Raw genomic sequence first — 17110 nt, 5'->3', positions numbered from 1 at the left:
CAACACAGGTTATCAAACTCACCCTTCTGAGATTTTCAGTCGGGTGAGAACACCACAGCCAATCAACATAGAAAGAGAATAAAAATATGCGCCAAGTTCTTTATAAATTTAAAAAACGTCTTATTTCAGGTTCACTCGCGGTCACGTTAGGCCTATGCGCCGCGGCATCCAGCATTGCTCAAGCGGCCGAGCATGACTGGCGTTTTGCCAATTTATACACACGAGGTACCGCTTTCGGAGATGTCTATCAGAGCTTGGCAACAAATATAGAAGAGATGAGCGGAGGGCGTATCAGCGTCAAGATGATGTATGCAGGTGAAGGGGTCGATACAGCAGGTATTTTAAGCGCAGTCAAAACCGGACTCATCACCATGGGGGCTACTTTCCAACCCATGAATGCGGGCGAACTTCCGGCGGGTATTGTTGAGGTAGGTCTACCTGGCGGCACCTCGGATATCATCGATTTAAATGTACTGTTCCACGAAAAAGGCTGGAACGAGGTCCTTACTCGCGCATACGCTGAACATGGACTTGTCTACTTAGATCCTTATATTCAACCTCCCGTTTACCTGCTGACCAAAGAAGAAATCAAATCCCTTGAAGACCTTAAGGGAATGAAAATAAGAGCACCAGGAGCTTATGGTAAGTTTCTTCGAAATCTTGGCGCTTCACCCGTTTCATTGTCTTGGAGCGAAATTTATACAGGTTTAGCAACTGGCGTTATTGACGGCTCGATTGGCTCTAACCTAATTGATCACCGAGACGGGAATCACGTAGAAGTCGCTAAGTATATGTATCCATTGCCACTTGCAGGCGCACAGGTTCTTCCTGTTTTTGTTAACCAGAAAGCGTGGGATAAGTTGCCCGCTGACTTACAAGCCATTGTTAAGGCCGCTACAGCTGTTCATGCTCGTGATCAAATGACAAAATCGCGTCTTTGGGAAGCACACGCCGTTACAGATATGCAGGCAATGGGTATGAAGTGGAGTCCAGAACCAAGTGAGGCAGATAAGAAAGCTTGGAAAAAAGCCGGAGAATCATTATGGGAAGAGTACTCAACACAAGATAAATACAGCAAAGAGCTTATTGATATCTTAAAGCAGCCGTAATGCAATCAAGCTCTTAACATAACAAACAAAGGAGCCTTTCTAAATGAAAGCTCCTTTTTAAACGAAAGATCAGTTTAATTTCACATGCGATTCTGATCCAACAACCCAAGTATTTCGGTAATGATAGGAACAGGCGACATCAAATGCTCATGAACAAAATGAGCAGCAGTGTCTGCATCTCGCGCAAGCAATGCATCCACTAAAGTTTGATGTTCATCGCGCTTTTGACTTAAAGCTTCTTTAGAAAAAACGGTTTTCTTAAGCCACAACTGACGATACCGCTCGGCTTGGTCTGAAAGAGCTGAACGCATTTCCAATAACTTTGGGGATCGACAACCGCTGACCACGGCCGTATGAAACGCTTTATGGCGAGCATCCCATAACTCCAGCATATCCTCTGGAGAATGAACCTCGTCCACCCTAGCCAAAGCGTGAGCTTTGCCCACGAACTCAGCCTCCCAACCATCATCACCACGGGTGACAGCCAACTTGACTAAAAGGGCTTCTAAATGAGCACGGGCATCGTAGATATCACGCAGCTCATCTAAAGACATTTCAGCAACTCTAAAACCACGCTGGGTGATCACTGTAACCAGTCTTTCTGAAACTAACTGTGAGAGCGCTTCACGCATAGGACCAGCGCCAATGTCATAGTGACTTTTAAGATGGCTCATTAACAATTTTTCACCGGGCCGCCAATTACCCGAAATAATATCGGCTTTCAATCGGCGATAAGCTTGCGTAACTAAACTGACTGTTGCTGCATCATCCACTGTTTTATTCCCACGTGCGTCACCCACAACGCTTCCCCATAACCACCACAAGGGCATCGATTATAACGCTTTAAACTAGGCGCACCACCATCAAAAATATTTTCAATAAAATAAAATGTAGATATTTTTATACTTTGTAGATAATATCTCCCCATCTAGAATGAACAATCCCGAAGGTGGGCATTATGAATAGCATCGCAAAGTTAGACATGACGTATCAGGGTTTCTCGATCCAGGCTTGCGCTCAATCACCGGAGCGAATTCTTGAGATCACATTTGATAAAGCAACCGTTGACGCATTCCTGAAAGCTACTGTGGATTGGCCCGTTCAAGCGTTAGAATACAAATCTCTTCTGCGTTTTCGCATCGCTAAGATTCTGAATGAGCTATGTGGCAACCAGCTACAAGCCATCTTGGTCGATACGCTGGTTGATCGAAACACCGGAGCAATTCTGTTGAACCCAGAAGGTTTAGATGATGCAAACCGTGCAGAAGATATGGTGAAATTCACAACGGCCATTGCCCATCTATTTGGACGATCTAATTACGATGCAATGAGTGGGCAATATTACGCGCGCTTTGTCGTTAAGAATGAAGATAACTCTGACAGCTACCTTCGACAGCCCCACCGTGTTATGGAACTCCATAACGATGGCACATTTGTCGAGCAGGATACCGACTATGTCCTTATGCTAAAAATTGACGAGCAAAATATGGAGGGAGGGAACTCTCTACTCTTACATTTAGACGATTGGGAAGATTTGGAGGCTTTTTCGACACATCCCATGGCTTATCGTCAAATGCGTTGGGCAGCTCCTCCAAGTAAAAAAACCACCAAAGACGTATATCACCCAGTTTTTGACTTGGATGTTGATGGCAAACCGGTCATGTCCTATATCGACCAGTTTGTTCAACCTGCTGATTACTCCGAAGGGAATTGGCTCGCTGACTTATCAGATTCATTGGAAAGCAGTTCACACATTCAGTCAGTGCGCATCCCAGTGGGTAACTTCTTACTCATTAACAACCATTTCTGGTTGCATGGACGTGATAAGTTCACAGCGCATCAAGGTCTTCGTCGTGAGCTGATGCGCCAAAGAGGGTACTTTACGCACAAGAAAACCCTACGAAAACCAACACAATAAACAGATCAACACAGCTATCTCAGGCCACAGCACTGAAGTGGCCTTTCTTATAAAACAGTTCCAAGAGGTATAGGGTGTACGATTTCATTATCATTGGCGGCGGCATCGTAGGCATGTCAACGGCCATGCAATTACTGCAGCAAATGCCCGAAAAGAAAGTGCTGGTACTTGAAAAAGAGAGTAGCGCTGCACAGCATCAGACAGGCCATAACAGCGGTGTCATTCATGCAGGTGTCTACTATACCCCTGGCAGTTTGAAAGCGAAATTTTGTTTAGAAGGCAATCAAGACACGAAGGCGTTTTGTACCGAAAATAATATACCATTTGATGAATGCGGTAAGCTCTTAGTGGCAACCAATGAACTCGAGATGGAACGCATGAAAGCTCTTTGGGAGCGCACGGCGGCTAATGGTTTAGAGCGTTACTGGCTCAGTGCGGATGAACTCAATGAACGAGAGCCCAATATCATTGGAGTAGGAGGTATTTTCGTTCCTTCAAGTGGCATAGTCAGTTACAAGCGTATTACCGAAGTCATGGGTGAGAAATTTACCCAAATGGGCGGTGTCCTTCATTACAATCAGGAAATCACTGCGATCCAAGAACACTCTTCACACATCGATGTGAGCACACAAAAAGGGACTTTTTCATCCAAGTACTTAATATCATGCTCTGGCTTGATGGCAGATCGAATTGTGAAAATGCTGGGTATTGAGCCTAATTTCAAAATTTGTCCGTTCCGTGGCGAATATTATCTTTTACAGCCCGAACATAATACAGTCGTTAATCACCTGATTTACCCCATACCCGATCCGAATATGCCTTTTTTAGGCGTGCATCTAACGCGCATGATCGATGGCACCGTCACGGTCGGTCCAAATGCGGTTATGGCCTGGAAACGCGAAGGCTATAAAAAGACAGACTTTTCAATCAAAGACAGCCTCGAAGCGCTGACGTATCCAGGCATTTTAAAAGTACTGAAAACAAATCTGAAACCGGGTCTGATTGAGATGAAAAACTCAATTTTCAAAGGCCAATACCTCAAAGAAGTGAACAAGTACTGTCCTAAAATACAAAAGTCTGACCTACTGCCTTATCCTGCTGGAGTTCGGGCTCAGGCGGTTTCAAAAGAAGGTAAGCTGGTGGATGATTTTCTGTTTGTAAATACCAATCGAACAATCAACGTCTGCAATGCGCCCTCTCCTGCAGCAACCTCAGCATTACCAATAGGAAGGCACATTATAAGCACTGCCTGCGAACAGTTTGGTTTAGCGAAGACTGATTTACGGCATACAGCCTAAAGCTTGATAGGCTCTCTTTTTATTAACTGGCTGTATGAAAGCACTCTTTGTTGATGCTCTCATGCGGCTGGGTTGAAGTTAGGCCTTTAATACTCTTCAAGAATCTGTACGCCATATCAAGGTCGCCATCCGCCCTGTTACTCCATCTCGTCGATATGAGTAAAATTGCTCAGCGTCACTGAACGTACAGTACTCCCCACCACTTACATGCACTACACCCATAGCATGTAATCTTAAGCGCGCTAACTCATATAGATCAGCCAAACATTTACCTTCGTGAAGAGATGGCTTAAAGCACTCAACGGATTGCGGCAAGTAATTAACAAAAATATCTTTAACCTCATCTCCAACCTCAAAGGCCAATGGTCCAATCGCAGGGCCAAGCCAAACATGAAGCTGATCAAAAGGGGCGTCAAAACACGCGACGGTTTTTTCTAACACCCCATCGGCTAAGCCACGCCAGCCAGCATGGGATGCGGCCACTCGATGACCATCGGTCATCACCACCGGTAGACAATCTGCAGTCATCACAACACACGCAAGGTTTGCTTGATCCGTCCAACAGGCATCGGCTTCTTGCAAGGTGTTATTTGTAAGCGCAGGGACACACTCAACACCATGTACCTGCGTTAACCATTGCGCCTGATCTAAACCTAGTTGATCCAATAGACGCTTACGGTTTTCGCCAACATCGGCAGACTTATCTCCAACATGATCGCCAAGATTCAAACCTTGATAGGCTCCCTCACTGACGCCGCCCAACCGAGTGGTCGAGACAACGTGGATATTTTTAGCGACTGGCCACGTTGGGGTAATCAGGGGGATCATGCTCGCTTCCTTGTATTAGTCGTTTTGATGTTCGACAAAATCCGCTTCTAATGTTTCCAATAGGTGCAGCATATCGTCAGGCAAAGGTACTTCCCAGCTCATTAGCTCACCACTGACAGGATGGAACAACTCCAATTTTTTCGCATGCAGTGCCTGACGCGAAAACTCTTTCAACGTATTTTGCATATTGGAGCTCATTCCTTTTGGCATTTTAAAGCGGCCGCCATAAAGAGGATCCCCAACTAATGGGTAATTGATATGTGACATGTGCACACGAATCTGGTGCGTACGACCTGTTTCCAGTTTTAAGCGGATATGAGTATGAGCGCGGTACTTTTTCAGCACCCGATAATGGGTAACCGCCTCTTTTCCATTGGGTACAACCGCCATCTTTTGGCGATTACGAGGGTGACGAGCAATCGGCTCCTCTACGCAGCCGCCACCGGTCATCACCCCTAGCGCTACCGCCTCGTACTCACGCCCCATGCTGCGCTCTTGCAGTTGTGCTACTAATTCAGTTTGCGCTTGAACCGTCTTAGCAACCACCATCAAACCCGTCGTTTCCATATCCAAGCGGTGCACAATGCCGGCACGGGGAACCACATCAATGTCCGGTACATGGTGCAACAGCGCATTCATCAAGGTACCGTCTCTGTGGCCTGCAGCCGGATGCACCACGAGTCCTGCGGGTTTATTCACCACTAAGATATCGTCATCTTCATAGACAATATCCAGATCCATCGCTTCGGCTTGATGCCCTTCCATGGCTTCAAGCTCTGCATTGACCTGAATGCGCTCGCCACCAAAGACCTTATCACGCGGTTTGGCCGGCTTTTCATCCAAGGTGATGGAGCCATCTTTAATCCAGCCCTGAAGGCGGGAGCGGCTGTAATCGGGAAAGAGCTGAGCAACCGCCTGATCCAGACGCATTCCTGTGAACTCTGCCGATATAATGGCCTCTAACTTAATCTTTTCAGACATCAATTTACCGATCTGTTACACGATGATTTTGATTGGACGGCGGTTGTGTTTTAATTAGCCGTCGAATAAACATACTCGTCAGTATAACTGATACGACGAAGCCCGCCGAGACTGTTCGGTCGGTGATTACAGGATTACAAATCGATGCGTTTTACAAAATGTGTAGGGATCTTAACCATCAGTGCTGTGCTGTCGGCGTGTTCTTGGTTTGGCGGCGATAAAGAAGAACCCGATGTTCCAGAAGATCAGCTCTACCAAGAGGCGATCACCGCCCTTGAAGAAGGCGAATACGGCCAAGCCGTTAAGCAGCTCGAAACTCTAGAAGCGCGCTATCCATTCGGTCGCTACTCTGAGCAAGCTCAACTTGAGCTGATCTATGCGTATCATAAAGATTATCAACCAGAAGCGGCACGTGCGGCGGCCGACCGTTTTATCCGCCTACACCCAAATCACGAGAACATCGATTACGCCTACTATCTAAAAGGGGTGTCTGCCTTTGAGCAGGATCGTACTTTCCTTGAGCGCTACTTGCCGATTGATGTCTCCCAACGAGACCCAGGTGCTGCCCTCGAGTCCTTCGATAGCTTCTCGACACTGCTGAGTCGCTATCCCGATAGCCAATACGCGCCGGATGCCCGCAAACGTATGGTGTTTTTGAAAAACCGTTTGGCGCAACACGAAGTCAACGTGGCTGAATACTATCTGCGTCGCGAAGCCTTTGTGGCCGCGGCAAACCGTGGTCGCTATGTGGTGGAAAATCTAAAAGACACCCCGTCTGTCCCACGTGCATTGGAGATCATGTATCAAGCTTATACAGAGCTGGGTATGGATCAACTGGCCGGCAACTCCAAAGAAGTACTCACAGCCAACTACCCTAACTATCGTGTGCGCACCTACCAAGAAGAAAACCACACCTTCTTGGAAACCGTGACGTTCGGTTTGGTCGGCGGTGGCGATAAGGTGACGGAACTTGAAGACGAGCCTTACATTCAAGATGAACCGGTAAATGAGCGCCCGTGGTATCACAAGGCGACATTCGGTATCTTTGAATAAGTCACCACACTAAGGAGAGATTAAGGACATGAACGCTGATGCCATACGTGCCGAGATGAAGGTACAACCTGAGATAAACCCCGCTGATGAAGTACGCAAGCGCGTCAATTTTATCAAGCAACGTCTCACGCAATCGGGCATGAAAACCCTTGTGCTTGGTATCAGTGGCGGTGTCGACTCTTCGACCTGCGGGCGCTTAGCTCAGTTGGCAGTGGAAGAACTCAACGCCGAACACACCTCATCGGAGTATCGCTTTATTGCCGTGCGCTTACCTTACGGCATCCAGCAGGACGAGGACGATGCTCAGCGTGCACTGAGCTTCATTCAACCCAGCGAAACACTGACGGTTAACGTAAAGCCTGGTGCCGATGGCATCCACGATTCTGTAACCTCGGCGTTGCATGAGAAACACCTACTGACCGCCAGCGAAGAAGCGATCGACTTTGCCAAGGGTAACGTGAAAGCTCGCACACGAATGGTGATCCAATACAAGGTCGCTGGTATCTTAGGCGGGTTAGTACTCGGGACGGATCACTCCGCAGAAAACATCACAGGCTTCTATACCAAATGGGGTGACGGTGCCTGTGACTTAGTGCCTTTGTTTGGATTAAGCAAACGACAGGTTCGCGCGGTTGCGTTGCACTTAGGTGCGCCAGAGTCAGTGGCCCTTAAAACACCGACGGCCGATCTAGAGTGCCTAAACCCTCAAAAAACTGACGAGGATGCCCTCGGGTTAACCTACGATACCATCGATGACTTCCTTGAAGGCAAACCGGTATCTGCCGAGGCCGAAGCAAAAATCATCAGTATCTTTGTTAAAACCCAGCACAAACGACAGCCGATCCCGACGATCTACGACTGAACTTGAGCTGTGTAAAAAGAACGCCTCTGATGAGGCGTTTTTTATAGGCTAAATTCGACCGACCAATTGATAAGGGGTTGGATCGATTACAGGCGCACGCCCTAACAACAAATCAGCATGAAGCCTTGTAGAGGCTGGCGCCAAAACGAGGCCATTGCGGAACTGCCCAGCGTTCACAGAAAGCCCTTTAAAACCTGGGACCTCGCCAATAAAGGGCACCCCTTCAGGCGAGCCAGGACGCAGTCCCGCCCAATGATGCTCAACAGGGTACTCTGCCAAGCTTGGCACAATCGAGAGCGCGGTTTCATACAGTGATGCGTATGCGGCATCCGTCGCTTCTTTATCAAAGCCGACCCGCTCTAAGGTGCTGCCCACAAGAACACGTCCATCGTTACGTGGAATAACATATCTTCCCGCTTTTAAAACCACGCGATTCACCAAACCAGGTTGTGTATTAAACACCATCATTTGGCCTTTCACCGGCTCAACTGGTAACTGAAGGGACAAGGCATTCAATAAACCGCCACTCCATGCCCCCGCACAGATAATGGTGTGATCGGCACTCAATGTTTCCCCCGTCGCGGAGATAACACCGATGACCGCCTCATTATTGAGGGCAAGCTTTTCTACGCGAGTGTGTTCGTGCAACTGAATGCTTGGGTGATTGTGCAACCAAGCCCTTAACGATTGCCCCAGTCGTGGATTTCGAATACTGGCAACCTCTGGCATCCATAATGCGCTTTCAACCCCCTTAGCAAGATTTGGCTCATTACGGTAAAGATGATCTCCATCCACTTTGACCAACGGACGTTGAAAAGTCTTGGCCCAATCAAGTGCATCCGCCTCATCGTCGACCTCAACCATATACATCCCTTTTTGGCGAAGTTCTGGGTCTATGCCGGTTTCACTTTTTAACGCATCAGCCAACTCGATGTACGAGGATTGAGACCAAGTGGACAGCTGAGTAACCGCAGGAGTGTAACGCCATGGATAGAGCGGCGAGACAATACCGCCACCTGCCCAAGTGCTCTCACGTCCGCATTGCTGCGCTTCAACCAAAGTAACCTTAGCATCGCCCAACGCCAACTCTCGCGCCAACATCATACCAATCACACCACCACCCACTATCAAAAAGTCACTCATCACCCCCTCCTGTTGATAAGGTAAAGTGTACCAACGGGAGGTTATGCGATGCTATGTGGGATTGAATAAGAACGCAGTGTCCTAGTCTTGCATTCGGACACGGCCCTGGATACTGATCACCAAATTTATGGTTTCTTGACGGGTATTGTCCGTCAGAGTAAATGTGCCATTGGATCCCCAATCCATTCGACCCGTAGGTAGGAATGACAAGCTATCACCGCGGTTCCATTGAATCTGAACACTCGGCTCCAACTCTATTCGCTTAATCAACAGGTCCGTACTGGCATCCAACTGACGGTTATCGTTTTTATCCACAAACAATAACAATCCATTATCCCAATTCTGTACACCCTGCAGTGATGTGGACTCACATGATTGCCCCAAAACATTGGCATTGCACAACCGAACGGGTTCACTGCGTTTAATCGCTTCAGAACGCGCTGTCGACAGTAAGTTTCTTAACGTGATGCTTTGGGTGGAAAGCCGAGTTTGAGCGATCCAATCCTGGAAGGTCGGCAATGCCAGAAAGAGCAATACCGATGAAAGAACAAGGGTCACCATCAGTTCAACTAATGAAAACCCCAGCAAGTACATTTTCAAGCGCGACTCGCGCTTTGAATAAGTCTTAGTGTTCATCTGATATCCTCCCTGACGTCGATGAACCAATGAATTTAGATCAAATTACCAACAGGCGTTACCACCTGAAGCAGTAGTCCCTTTCACTCCTGCCTGATTAATGGTTAATGTACCGCAGCGATCACCTGATTGGGCACCTGTTGGAGCGGCACTCAGAGTAAAAGTTGTGTTTGTCGAAGCTAATGAAATTGTATATCTGGTATTTAATCCGTTTTCGTTAATGCATGTCGTTGTCGGCAGCGTTGAGGGATACGCCATAGGCGTATTAGTGGTATAAAGCCGTTCCATAGACTGTGCAACATTAAGCAAACACCCCTGCGCCGTCCCCCGCCAACTTCGCTGAACGTATTCTACATAGCTGGGATACACAATCGCCGCCAAGATGCCGATGATCGCAACAACGATCATCAGCTCAATTAACGTAAAACCTTTTGGTTGTCTTTGCATCTTTATTGATCACTTACTACTGAAAATATTGACGCCAAGACTGACGACCTAGACCTGCACCACAATCAACGGTCATGCTTGCTGTTGAGCTCCCGCTGTACACTTCGGCATCGCCACAATCATCTTCCGTTTGACTGTAACGGTTTGGCAAAATTACCGGCTTGGACGCTCCGCCACTTGAATCATCGTTACTGCAGTTATTTTTACAGACCGATGGATTAGCCGGGCAATCATTTCCGCTGCACTCAACCTCACAGCTTGGCCCTTCACACTCATCCATTTTAAATTGTGATTTACTTGGGCTTGCCCCTGATTCTGCGTCCAAAATAAAGAACCACGAATCGCCGGATGGGTTACAAGTATCTGCCTCAGGAATGCTCGTATAGAAATACAGATAGCCACGACGAAGCACCATATCCGTAATCAGGCGCTCCCCCTGCTCTCCATAAGTGGGCGATACTAAATCCAAATACCAGCCATAGCTGCTATCGGCCATTTCATTGTTTGAAACCACCCGCATCGTGTAAGTATTGGACTCTGTGTCATTGGTGTAGGTGACATCACCCTCGAAATCGATCGTCTGCTCAGTTAACTGATCACGTCCAGAGACCGTCCCACCCAGATCCCAAATACCGTAAATTGTCTGTACACCACCATCAGCACCATTATTATCAGTGATTTCTAGGTACTTACCCGTACCGAAATACACCATAGCACCGCGGCCGGATGAATGAACTTTGACGACTGGCTGAGTAGTGATGGCTTGAACATTATCGGATGTACAGCTGTCATCCGCGCAAGCACTGAACAACTTATACGCTAAATCCCAATTATTTTTGTTGGACGATGTCAGCTTAAACTTCCAAAGATTACCAAAGAGATCTCCCGTGTAGATGTAATCAACCATACCATCGTTATTGAGATCTACAGGGGCGATTTTGGCAATTCCGTTTGGTCGGCCTTGCCCTGTTGGGTCTTCATTAATACCCGTATCGGTGGATAAAGTGGCGACTAATGATCCATCGTCGATATCAACAATGAAGATGCGACCATCACCATCGCTGTTATCAGGGTTGTAGCCGCTACCAAAGACTACGTACCACTTTCCATCATTCATCTTAACAATCAATGGCTGACTGAACGTGAAACCAAGATCGTCATGGGAGAACTCCCACATGAACAATTCAGAGGCATTTACCGTGGTAGGGTTGGTTACATCCAACGCGTAGATCGACTTACCACCGTAATTAAGACCACCCACCAATACCGTTTTCCAATCACCATCAACCTTGGCGTCCAATACTGTTGGAGTGCCATCTACAAAATAGGTATGGTTATAGGACTCATCAGCGTACGAGACAAACTTATTGGCAAAGCCTTCTACGTTTGGGATGAAGGCAAACTCTTCAACGCCCGTTTCCGCATCAAAGGCGTGAAGCATACCGTCATTAGCACCCACATAAATCATTGGATCTCGGTCTTGGTGATCCGATACAAAGGATGCGTAATCCGTATCATCGTAGTCACTGTCTGGCGCCCCGACGTATTTAGGCGTTGAGTTGACAATATCGCCTAATTTAGAAGCACGCTCTCTAAACCCATCAACATTTTCACCTCGGATGTAATCGAAATAATCTTCAATTAATGAAGTCACGTCCGAGAAATTAGTATAAGTAAAATCTACTCCTTGATATCCGGTCAACACACCAGCACCGTTATACGTCGGCTTCCTGGAGTAAATCCGCCGATCCGAAGCGTCAGGGATAAGCTCCGAGGCTTCCCATTTTGCGCCCAGATTATCGAGATCAGCATCCGACGCAAGCGAGCCGTCTTCTTCCACATCAAACGCCAATAACTGTCCTGACCAATCGCCACTGTTAAAGCGTGTTTGGTATATGAGGGTGCCTTCTTGGATGCTGCCTGAGCTAGATGCAGCGGAACCCGCACCGGCAGCACGCGATATGATGCTTCGTACGGCTTGGTTGAGTGCTGTTAAGAGCTGATCAGCATTTGTTGCTTGATAATACTCGCCATCGCCATAATCCGCCGCATCTTGCAGCATGGTATTGTTGGTCGCAAAGCCTACCACATAGGTATTGAGGTTTTGTTGGGCGAACCCCGCATCATCAAAACTCTTGCCATCCAAGTCATTACTGTTGCCATCAAAGAAGTCGATATCGTTTGCAAATTTAGCAATATCATCCAAGTAGAGAGTTGAGCCTTCAGCACCGATACTCTGCCCGTTTGTGCCCCATCCATCGGAAAATTGCGGAAAGCTCGGATATTGATTGTAATTAGTTCCAGGACTTAGTCCATCCCAATCAGGTAAATCACCATCAGATAAGAAAGGCTCTTCAGTCTGATTCGATGGAAATTCCGAGTCATATGTTGGGAAACCATCTGTAATTATAATTGCAAAGTTTTGTTGGCAACGGTATTGAATTGGACTTGAATAAGTTTGCCCCGTATTAGTGTAAAAATGCCTCATCCCCCTAAAGTAGCGAGTTATTTCATATAAAGATTCAGCTAGTGGAGTCGAAGTCATCGCATTTAATGAGTCTATAGCAGATGTCAGCTCAGAGTTTGGAGCCCCGCATTCAGCATTAATGATAGAACCTCTTGATTGAGCTTCAAAACTCGAAAGGCCGAACCTAACACTTTGTACACCATCATTATTTGTCTGTTCGATTATTTGCTTAGCGACAGTTCGAGCTACATTCATGCGGTAATCAGTAGGAAGACCGATACCTGTTAAGTCAATATAAAAACTACCACTTGATCCAGCGTACGTGTTTAGAAGATATGTAATATAACCACTAGCATATCGGGTAATCCCGTTTATAGCGTTTTGCCCATCATCCCCAACACCTGTTGGTAACCTAACGCATTTAATTGTATTTGTACTTATCCGTCTAAAGGTTTTCCAGCCATTGCTGTTATCACAGTTTTGGCCGGTAACGTTCAAGCCATAAACAGCCCCAACCGTCAAATACCCTTGGATCAAGTCTATATTTGACCAATAATAGTTGCCTTGATAGCGAATAATAGACTGCCATTGATTAACATCCGAGCTAGGCCCTGTATAACCACTCTCTTCAATCAATGCATTCATACTGCCCGAGTTATCCACCAGCAGCATAATATTCGGCAACGCATTAGACGAAACACTCAATGGTGCCGACGACAAATTCAGTGGCGCTGCACTAGCAAACGAGCTCAGTGCCAGCAGTAATAATCCGACCCAGGTGTACTTCACGTTACGCATCACTCACCCTCAATCAAAACGCTGAACATATTCAGTTTGCAAGATGGCCTGACTCTGAGCGCTGGCCCCGCGAACTAACGTTGTAATTTTATAACGATGATCCATGGATGGATTATCTTCACCTACATTGTTTGAATCCGGCGTCGAGCCTTTGGCACTTAGATCCACCCCGTCATCACTAAATACATCCTCGGCCGAGTAAGAGCTATCGACTTTCAGATACTCCACCAAAAATTCGGGTTGCGCAGCGATGTGCTCTATAGTGTCCGCCTCAACATCAAAGAAGGCTTTATCTTGGTACGTTATCGCACGGCCTTCCCACGCTTTGATCTTTGTATCATCGCCGCTGGTCAGTATCGTCTCTGAAGCATTGGCATCCCCGGCACTGGACTCAATAATGTCACAATCGCTGGTGCAATCATCATAAGCCTCACCGTCCGGTCGACTGGACAGGGAGCGTATACCCGACTCGGCATAACTTAAAGCCACTTCACCCGCCATCAAGGCAGTTTGAGTATCGCGCATATTACCGGCCATTTTCTCTTGTAGGCCGACATTCTGAATGGCGGACACGCTGATCACCGCCATAAGCAGTAACATAATCAACGCAACGATTAAGGCGGCGCCGCTCTGAGCTTTCTGATTCATCCTGTTCATCATATCCATCATTCCGCTTTATCCAGCATAGCATTTCGCAACGCGACCGTAGTTGAGTACACCTGATACATTCTGCGATCCGACGTATCAAAGTCCTCAAACGGCTCAGCGGTATCATCACTGCGGTTAAGATTCACCGCTTGATCCATAAAACCAGGCTCGCCACCGGCGACTAATAAATTAATCCGTACAGCGATCACATTTCCCCAATCGCTGACGTTCGCTGAATCCGAATAGGAGATCACCGAGTTCAAGTCATCACCGTCCGATTCTCCATAGGTGAACTGAATCCCCTCAATGCCCTCAACACTCGGTTGTCCGTTAATATAGAGCGTATTGATGCCCGATTGCCCGTCAGGCGCAATGTAGAAGTAGCGGTCTGCTGCAATGGCACCGTGATCCACTACCCTTAGAATCTCTGAGTTACAGGTATCCAGAACTTCCGTAATGCTGGCAGCATCGGCCATCCCTTTACTTTCAAGGTAGGTCTGCCCACGCGGCAAATCGTAGCCCGCCATACGCAATTCCTGGCCTAGGATTTCGAGTGCAAAACGCGCTGACTCTTGGGATTGTGCCAAGCCTTCTTGAACACGATAGGTGCGATTTGAGCTGATGAAGGTATTGATCAGCGCACCGACCAACACGAGGCCTAGCACCATCGCGATCATCAACTCAATAAGCGAGAAGCCGGATTGTTTATGAGATCGCATCATATATCCGCCGAAAATTGAAAGAAGTTAAGTGTTTTGTCACCGCAGATAGTAGTATCCGCAGTTACATCTTCATCACCACCGCGCTGATCATCCCAACAGATGGTCACAATCACCTGATTGCCATCAGAAGACTGAGCGATACTGGCATCCCCGGAAGGCAGGGCTGATACATTAGTGAACCAGGCCAGCATATCTTGAGAGGCCATGACCTCATCATTGTCGCCGGATGTTATAGCCGTTGTTGGTGCAGCATCGCCTATACCAATCATATAATCATCGACAGCGGATCGGTTGACCATCATACGATCTACAATATCGGCCGCCATCGCAGAGACTTGTGTGCGAAAGCCTGCGCTCTGATTGAGCTGCATTGAGCGCATTTGCAAAGTTGCAAAGCCCAATAAGCCGATGGATAAGATTAACAAGGTGATCAACACCTCGATCAAACCAACCCCGGTTTGATGCGCCTGTCGACCAAGAATAGATTGTGGTTGAGCCATGACTACTTCCTTTCTTCCAACAGCTAGCATCAAATACTTGAACAGGCTACATCCCTAACAGACGCACGACCGATGGCCGAGATACTGATCTGGCGTCCATCGGACTCGGTACCCGTGCAGCCATAACGCTTCAAACCAACCTGTGCGGCTGCTTGAGATTGGCCATTGCCACGAAATTGAATGAACGCACTCCCGCCTTGCTGCACTAAGGTGACATCCGAAGGCGGCGCTTCCCACTGTTTAATCACCGAGTTATCTGCTGTCAGTGTTACCTGCCATCCCAACGCCCAACTCTGCGTGCAGTCAGTAGGGTCGTCCCCCGGACACACTTGCACACCGGCGTTTCGGTTAATTGCTTCGCTTCTAGCTAGCTGAAGCGCGGTCGTTAACGCATTGGTAGCGGATGTCAGCCGTGTTGATTCAATAAGCCGACTAAAGCCAGGAATCGCAACGGTTGTCAAAATGGACAAGACCGCAACAGCGACCACAAGCTCGATAAGAGAAAAACCACGATTATCTGGCATAACCAAAGACCGTCAAATTACGTTTTAAGAGAAAGCCTACATCCTGTCTTGCTGCTCTTGCCTGCCTTGACGAAGGAGGATTGTACAGATCAAAACTGTACGAAAACCGAACAGAACTACTGAAGTATATGCATGGCAACTCAAAGTTGCCACACTGAAGAGGCTTTTTGTTCGGAAAAAGAGGGAATCAGCCTAAGATCAGACGCTTAAGCTTGGATAACTTGGAGGATTTCAACTTCGAACTGCAATGACTGTCCAGACAGCGGGTGATTAAAGTCGACTTCAACGAATCGATCATTAAAGGACTTTACCACGCCAGGCAACTCACCAGTCGGGTCTTGGAACGAGACCACCAAGCCTGGCTCCAAGTCCATTCCATCAAACTGACTACGGTCAATCTTATGGATATTACTGGGGTTTGGCATACCAAAACCTTGCTCAGGCGCGATCGTCAAAACCTTACGCTCACCCGCGGTTAAACCAAACATCGCCGCCTCAAACCCCACCAGCATATTGCCATCACCCACGGTAAAGGTGGCAGGTTTGGCGTTAAAATTTGAGTCCACCACATCGCCATTTTCGAGACGCATCTCAAAAAAGAGCGTTACGGTTGTTTCCGGTCCTACTGCTGTCGTCATCTAATTACTGCTCCGAATCACGTTGTTTTTCGAAAAACAACATATCGATGATGAGTAAAGCCGCACCAATGGTGATGGCGGTATCGGCCAAGTTAAACGCAGGGAAGTAGTAGTTCTGATAATGAACCGATATAAAATCCACAACAAAGCCATGAATGATTCGGTCATATAGATTCCCTAACGCGCCACCCAAAATCAGCGAAAGCCCCATGCCTAACCACCATTGATGACGGTCCGTGCGCTTTAACCAGAGCACCAGCATGACACTGATCACCACAGCAATCAGGACAAACAGCCAACGTTGCCAGCCACTGGCTCCCGATAAAAAGCTGAATGCAGCCCCGGTATTGTAGAGCAGCGTCATATCCAATACGGACAAGACCGGATTTGGTTCACCGTAATTGAGCTGAGTATTCGCGATGTATTTGGTGATCAGATCCAACGCGATCACAACAACCGCGAGCCATAACCACCTAAGCGCCCCCCACTGAGTGTCAGATGACCCTTGAAGGGTCACCTGCATTGAGGACTCGGATTG

Annotated in this window: 18 protein-coding genes; 5 read left to right on the top strand and 13 right to left on the bottom strand. The window is 47.5% G+C overall.

The window, feature by feature from the left end; all coding sequences use genetic code 11:
• The first annotated feature begins 86 nt into the window (after nt 1–86).
• On the top strand, nt 87–1109 hold the full coding sequence (locus tag ACXAF9_RS12815) for a TRAP transporter substrate-binding protein (RefSeq protein ID WP_475074829.1): 1023 nt from the start codon (nt 87–89) through the stop codon (nt 1107–1109).
• 80 nt (nt 1110–1189) lie between these two features.
• On the opposite strand, the gene csiR is transcribed toward ACXAF9_RS12815, so the two are convergent.
• On the bottom strand, nt 1190–1882 hold the full coding sequence (gene csiR, locus ACXAF9_RS12810; RefSeq protein WP_475074827.1) for a DNA-binding transcriptional regulator CsiR: 693 nt from the start codon (nt 1880–1882) through the stop codon (nt 1190–1192).
• Nucleotides 1883–2067: 185 nt separating this feature from the next.
• Between csiR and glaH the strand changes: the two genes are divergently transcribed.
• A complete protein-coding gene (gene glaH, locus ACXAF9_RS12805) occupies nt 2068–3027 on the top strand; it encodes a glutarate dioxygenase GlaH (protein WP_475074824.1) in 960 nt (319 codons plus the stop codon).
• Between the two features lie 74 nt (nt 3028–3101).
• On the top strand, nt 3102–4325 hold the full coding sequence (gene lhgO / locus ACXAF9_RS12800) for an L-2-hydroxyglutarate oxidase (RefSeq protein WP_475074821.1): 1224 nt from the start codon (nt 3102–3104) through the stop codon (nt 4323–4325).
• 96 nt (nt 4326–4421) lie between these two features.
• Here lhgO and pgeF read toward each other — a convergent pair whose 3' ends face one another.
• Entirely contained in the window at nt 4422–5153 is a 732-nt protein-coding gene (gene pgeF / locus ACXAF9_RS12795; RefSeq protein ID WP_475074819.1) for a peptidoglycan editing factor PgeF, read from the bottom strand.
• Nucleotides 5154–5168: 15 nt separating this feature from the next.
• Complete coding sequence (gene rluD, locus ACXAF9_RS12790) at nt 5169–6134, bottom strand: 23S rRNA pseudouridine(1911/1915/1917) synthase RluD (protein WP_475074817.1); 966 nt, start codon at nt 6132–6134, stop codon at nt 5169–5171.
• Between the two features lie 144 nt (nt 6135–6278).
• On the opposite strand from rluD, the gene ACXAF9_RS12785 reads away from it, so the two are divergent.
• Nucleotides 6279–7187, top strand: a complete 909-nt coding sequence (locus ACXAF9_RS12785; RefSeq protein ID WP_475074816.1) for an outer membrane protein assembly factor BamD — start codon at nt 6279–6281, stop codon at nt 7185–7187.
• Nucleotides 7188–7215: 28 nt separating this feature from the next.
• Nucleotides 7216–8049: an ammonia-dependent NAD(+) synthetase gene (gene nadE / locus ACXAF9_RS12780; protein ID WP_475074814.1), complete on the top strand. Its 834-nt coding sequence runs from the start codon at nt 7216–7218 to the stop codon at nt 8047–8049.
• A 48-nt stretch (nt 8050–8097) separates the two neighbouring features.
• Here nadE and thiO read toward each other — a convergent pair whose 3' ends face one another.
• The 10 genes from thiO to lspA form a co-directional block, all read right to left on the bottom strand.
• The gene (gene thiO, locus ACXAF9_RS12775; RefSeq protein WP_475074813.1) at nt 8098–9192 is read right to left on the bottom strand and encodes a glycine oxidase ThiO; all 1095 of its coding nucleotides are present in this window, start codon (nt 9190–9192) and stop codon (nt 8098–8100) included.
• 81 nt (nt 9193–9273) lie between these two features.
• On the bottom strand, nt 9274–9828 hold the full coding sequence (locus ACXAF9_RS12770) for a GspH/FimT family pseudopilin (RefSeq protein WP_475074811.1): 555 nt from the start codon (nt 9826–9828) through the stop codon (nt 9274–9276).
• A 45-nt stretch (nt 9829–9873) separates the two neighbouring features.
• Nucleotides 9874–10275 carry a type IV pilin protein gene (locus tag ACXAF9_RS12765; RefSeq protein WP_475074809.1) on the bottom strand — a complete coding sequence of 134 codons (402 nt, stop codon included), beginning with the start codon at nt 10273–10275 and terminating at the stop codon, nt 9874–9876.
• 16 nt (nt 10276–10291) lie between these two features.
• A complete protein-coding gene (locus ACXAF9_RS12760; protein WP_475074806.1) occupies nt 10292–13540 on the bottom strand; it encodes a pilus assembly protein in 3249 nt (1082 codons plus the stop codon).
• A 9-nt stretch (nt 13541–13549) separates the two neighbouring features.
• Nucleotides 13550–14188 (bottom strand): pilus assembly PilX family protein, encoded by a 639-nt coding sequence (locus tag ACXAF9_RS12755; RefSeq protein WP_475074804.1) that lies wholly within the window; start codon nt 14186–14188, stop codon nt 13550–13552.
• Nucleotides 14189–14205: 17 nt separating this feature from the next.
• Complete coding sequence (locus ACXAF9_RS12750) at nt 14206–14907, bottom strand: PilW family protein (RefSeq protein WP_475074800.1); 702 nt, start codon at nt 14905–14907, stop codon at nt 14206–14208.
• Entirely contained in the window at nt 14907–15410 is a 504-nt protein-coding gene (gene pilV, locus ACXAF9_RS12745; protein ID WP_475074796.1) for a type IV pilus modification protein PilV, read from the bottom strand. Before pilV ends, ACXAF9_RS12750 begins: the two co-directional genes overlap by 1 nt.
• A gap of 29 nt (nt 15411–15439) precedes the next feature.
• Nucleotides 15440–15934: a GspH/FimT family pseudopilin gene (locus ACXAF9_RS12740; RefSeq protein WP_475074793.1), complete on the bottom strand. Its 495-nt coding sequence runs from the start codon at nt 15932–15934 to the stop codon at nt 15440–15442.
• A 206-nt stretch (nt 15935–16140) separates the two neighbouring features.
• Nucleotides 16141–16572, bottom strand: coding sequence for an FKBP-type peptidyl-prolyl cis-trans isomerase (locus ACXAF9_RS12735; protein WP_475074791.1), 432 nt, complete (start codon nt 16570–16572; stop codon nt 16141–16143).
• Between the two features lie 4 nt (nt 16573–16576).
• The gene (lspA, locus tag ACXAF9_RS12730) at nt 16577–17095 is read right to left on the bottom strand and encodes a signal peptidase II (protein ID WP_475074890.1); all 519 of its coding nucleotides are present in this window, start codon (nt 17093–17095) and stop codon (nt 16577–16579) included.
• Nucleotides 17096–17110: the final 15 nt, after the last annotated feature.

The sequence above is a fragment of the Neptunomonas sp. ABH4_499 genome, assembly GCF_056160565.1.
Note: the sequence above shows the minus strand (reverse complement) of the source record. Positions and strands in the feature narration are given on the sequence as shown.

Excerpts from the sequence above, each read along its gene's own strand:
- ACXAF9_RS12760 (WP_475074806.1), bottom strand. The coding sequence starts at position 13,540 with ATGCGTAACGTGAAGTACACCTGGGTCGGATTATTACTGCTGGCACTG.
- ACXAF9_RS12755 (WP_475074804.1), bottom strand. The coding sequence starts at position 14,188 with ATGAATCAGAAAGCTCAGAGCGGCGCCGCCTTAATCGTTGCGTTGATT.
- ACXAF9_RS12765 (WP_475074809.1), bottom strand. The coding sequence starts at position 10,275 with ATGCAAAGACAACCAAAAGGTTTTACGTTAATTGAGCTGATGATCGTT.
- ACXAF9_RS12735 (WP_475074791.1), bottom strand. The coding sequence starts at position 16,572 with ATGACGACAGCAGTAGGACCGGAAACAACCGTAACGCTCTTTTTTGAG.
- pgeF (WP_475074819.1), bottom strand. The coding sequence starts at position 5,153 with ATGATCCCCCTGATTACCCCAACGTGGCCAGTCGCTAAAAATATCCAC.
- ACXAF9_RS12770 (WP_475074811.1), bottom strand. The coding sequence starts at position 9,828 with ATGAACACTAAGACTTATTCAAAGCGCGAGTCGCGCTTGAAAATGTAC.
- rluD (WP_475074817.1), bottom strand. The coding sequence starts at position 6,134 with ATGTCTGAAAAGATTAAGTTAGAGGCCATTATATCGGCAGAGTTCACA.
- pilV (WP_475074796.1), bottom strand. The coding sequence starts at position 15,410 with ATGGCTCAACCACAATCTATTCTTGGTCGACAGGCGCATCAAACCGGG.
- thiO (WP_475074813.1), bottom strand. The coding sequence starts at position 9,192 with ATGAGTGACTTTTTGATAGTGGGTGGTGGTGTGATTGGTATGATGTTG.
- lspA (WP_475074890.1), bottom strand. The coding sequence starts at position 17,095 with ATGCAGGTGACCCTTCAAGGGTCATCTGACACTCAGTGGGGGGCGCTT.
- nadE (WP_475074814.1), top strand. The coding sequence starts at position 7,216 with ATGAACGCTGATGCCATACGTGCCGAGATGAAGGTACAACCTGAGATA.
- ACXAF9_RS12740 (WP_475074793.1), bottom strand. The coding sequence starts at position 15,934 with ATGCCAGATAATCGTGGTTTTTCTCTTATCGAGCTTGTGGTCGCTGTT.
- ACXAF9_RS12750 (WP_475074800.1), bottom strand. The coding sequence starts at position 14,907 with ATGCGATCTCATAAACAATCCGGCTTCTCGCTTATTGAGTTGATGATC.
- glaH (WP_475074824.1), top strand. The coding sequence starts at position 2,068 with ATGAATAGCATCGCAAAGTTAGACATGACGTATCAGGGTTTCTCGATC.
- ACXAF9_RS12815 (WP_475074829.1), top strand. The coding sequence starts at position 87 with ATGCGCCAAGTTCTTTATAAATTTAAAAAACGTCTTATTTCAGGTTCA.
- ACXAF9_RS12785 (WP_475074816.1), top strand. The coding sequence starts at position 6,279 with ATGCGTTTTACAAAATGTGTAGGGATCTTAACCATCAGTGCTGTGCTG.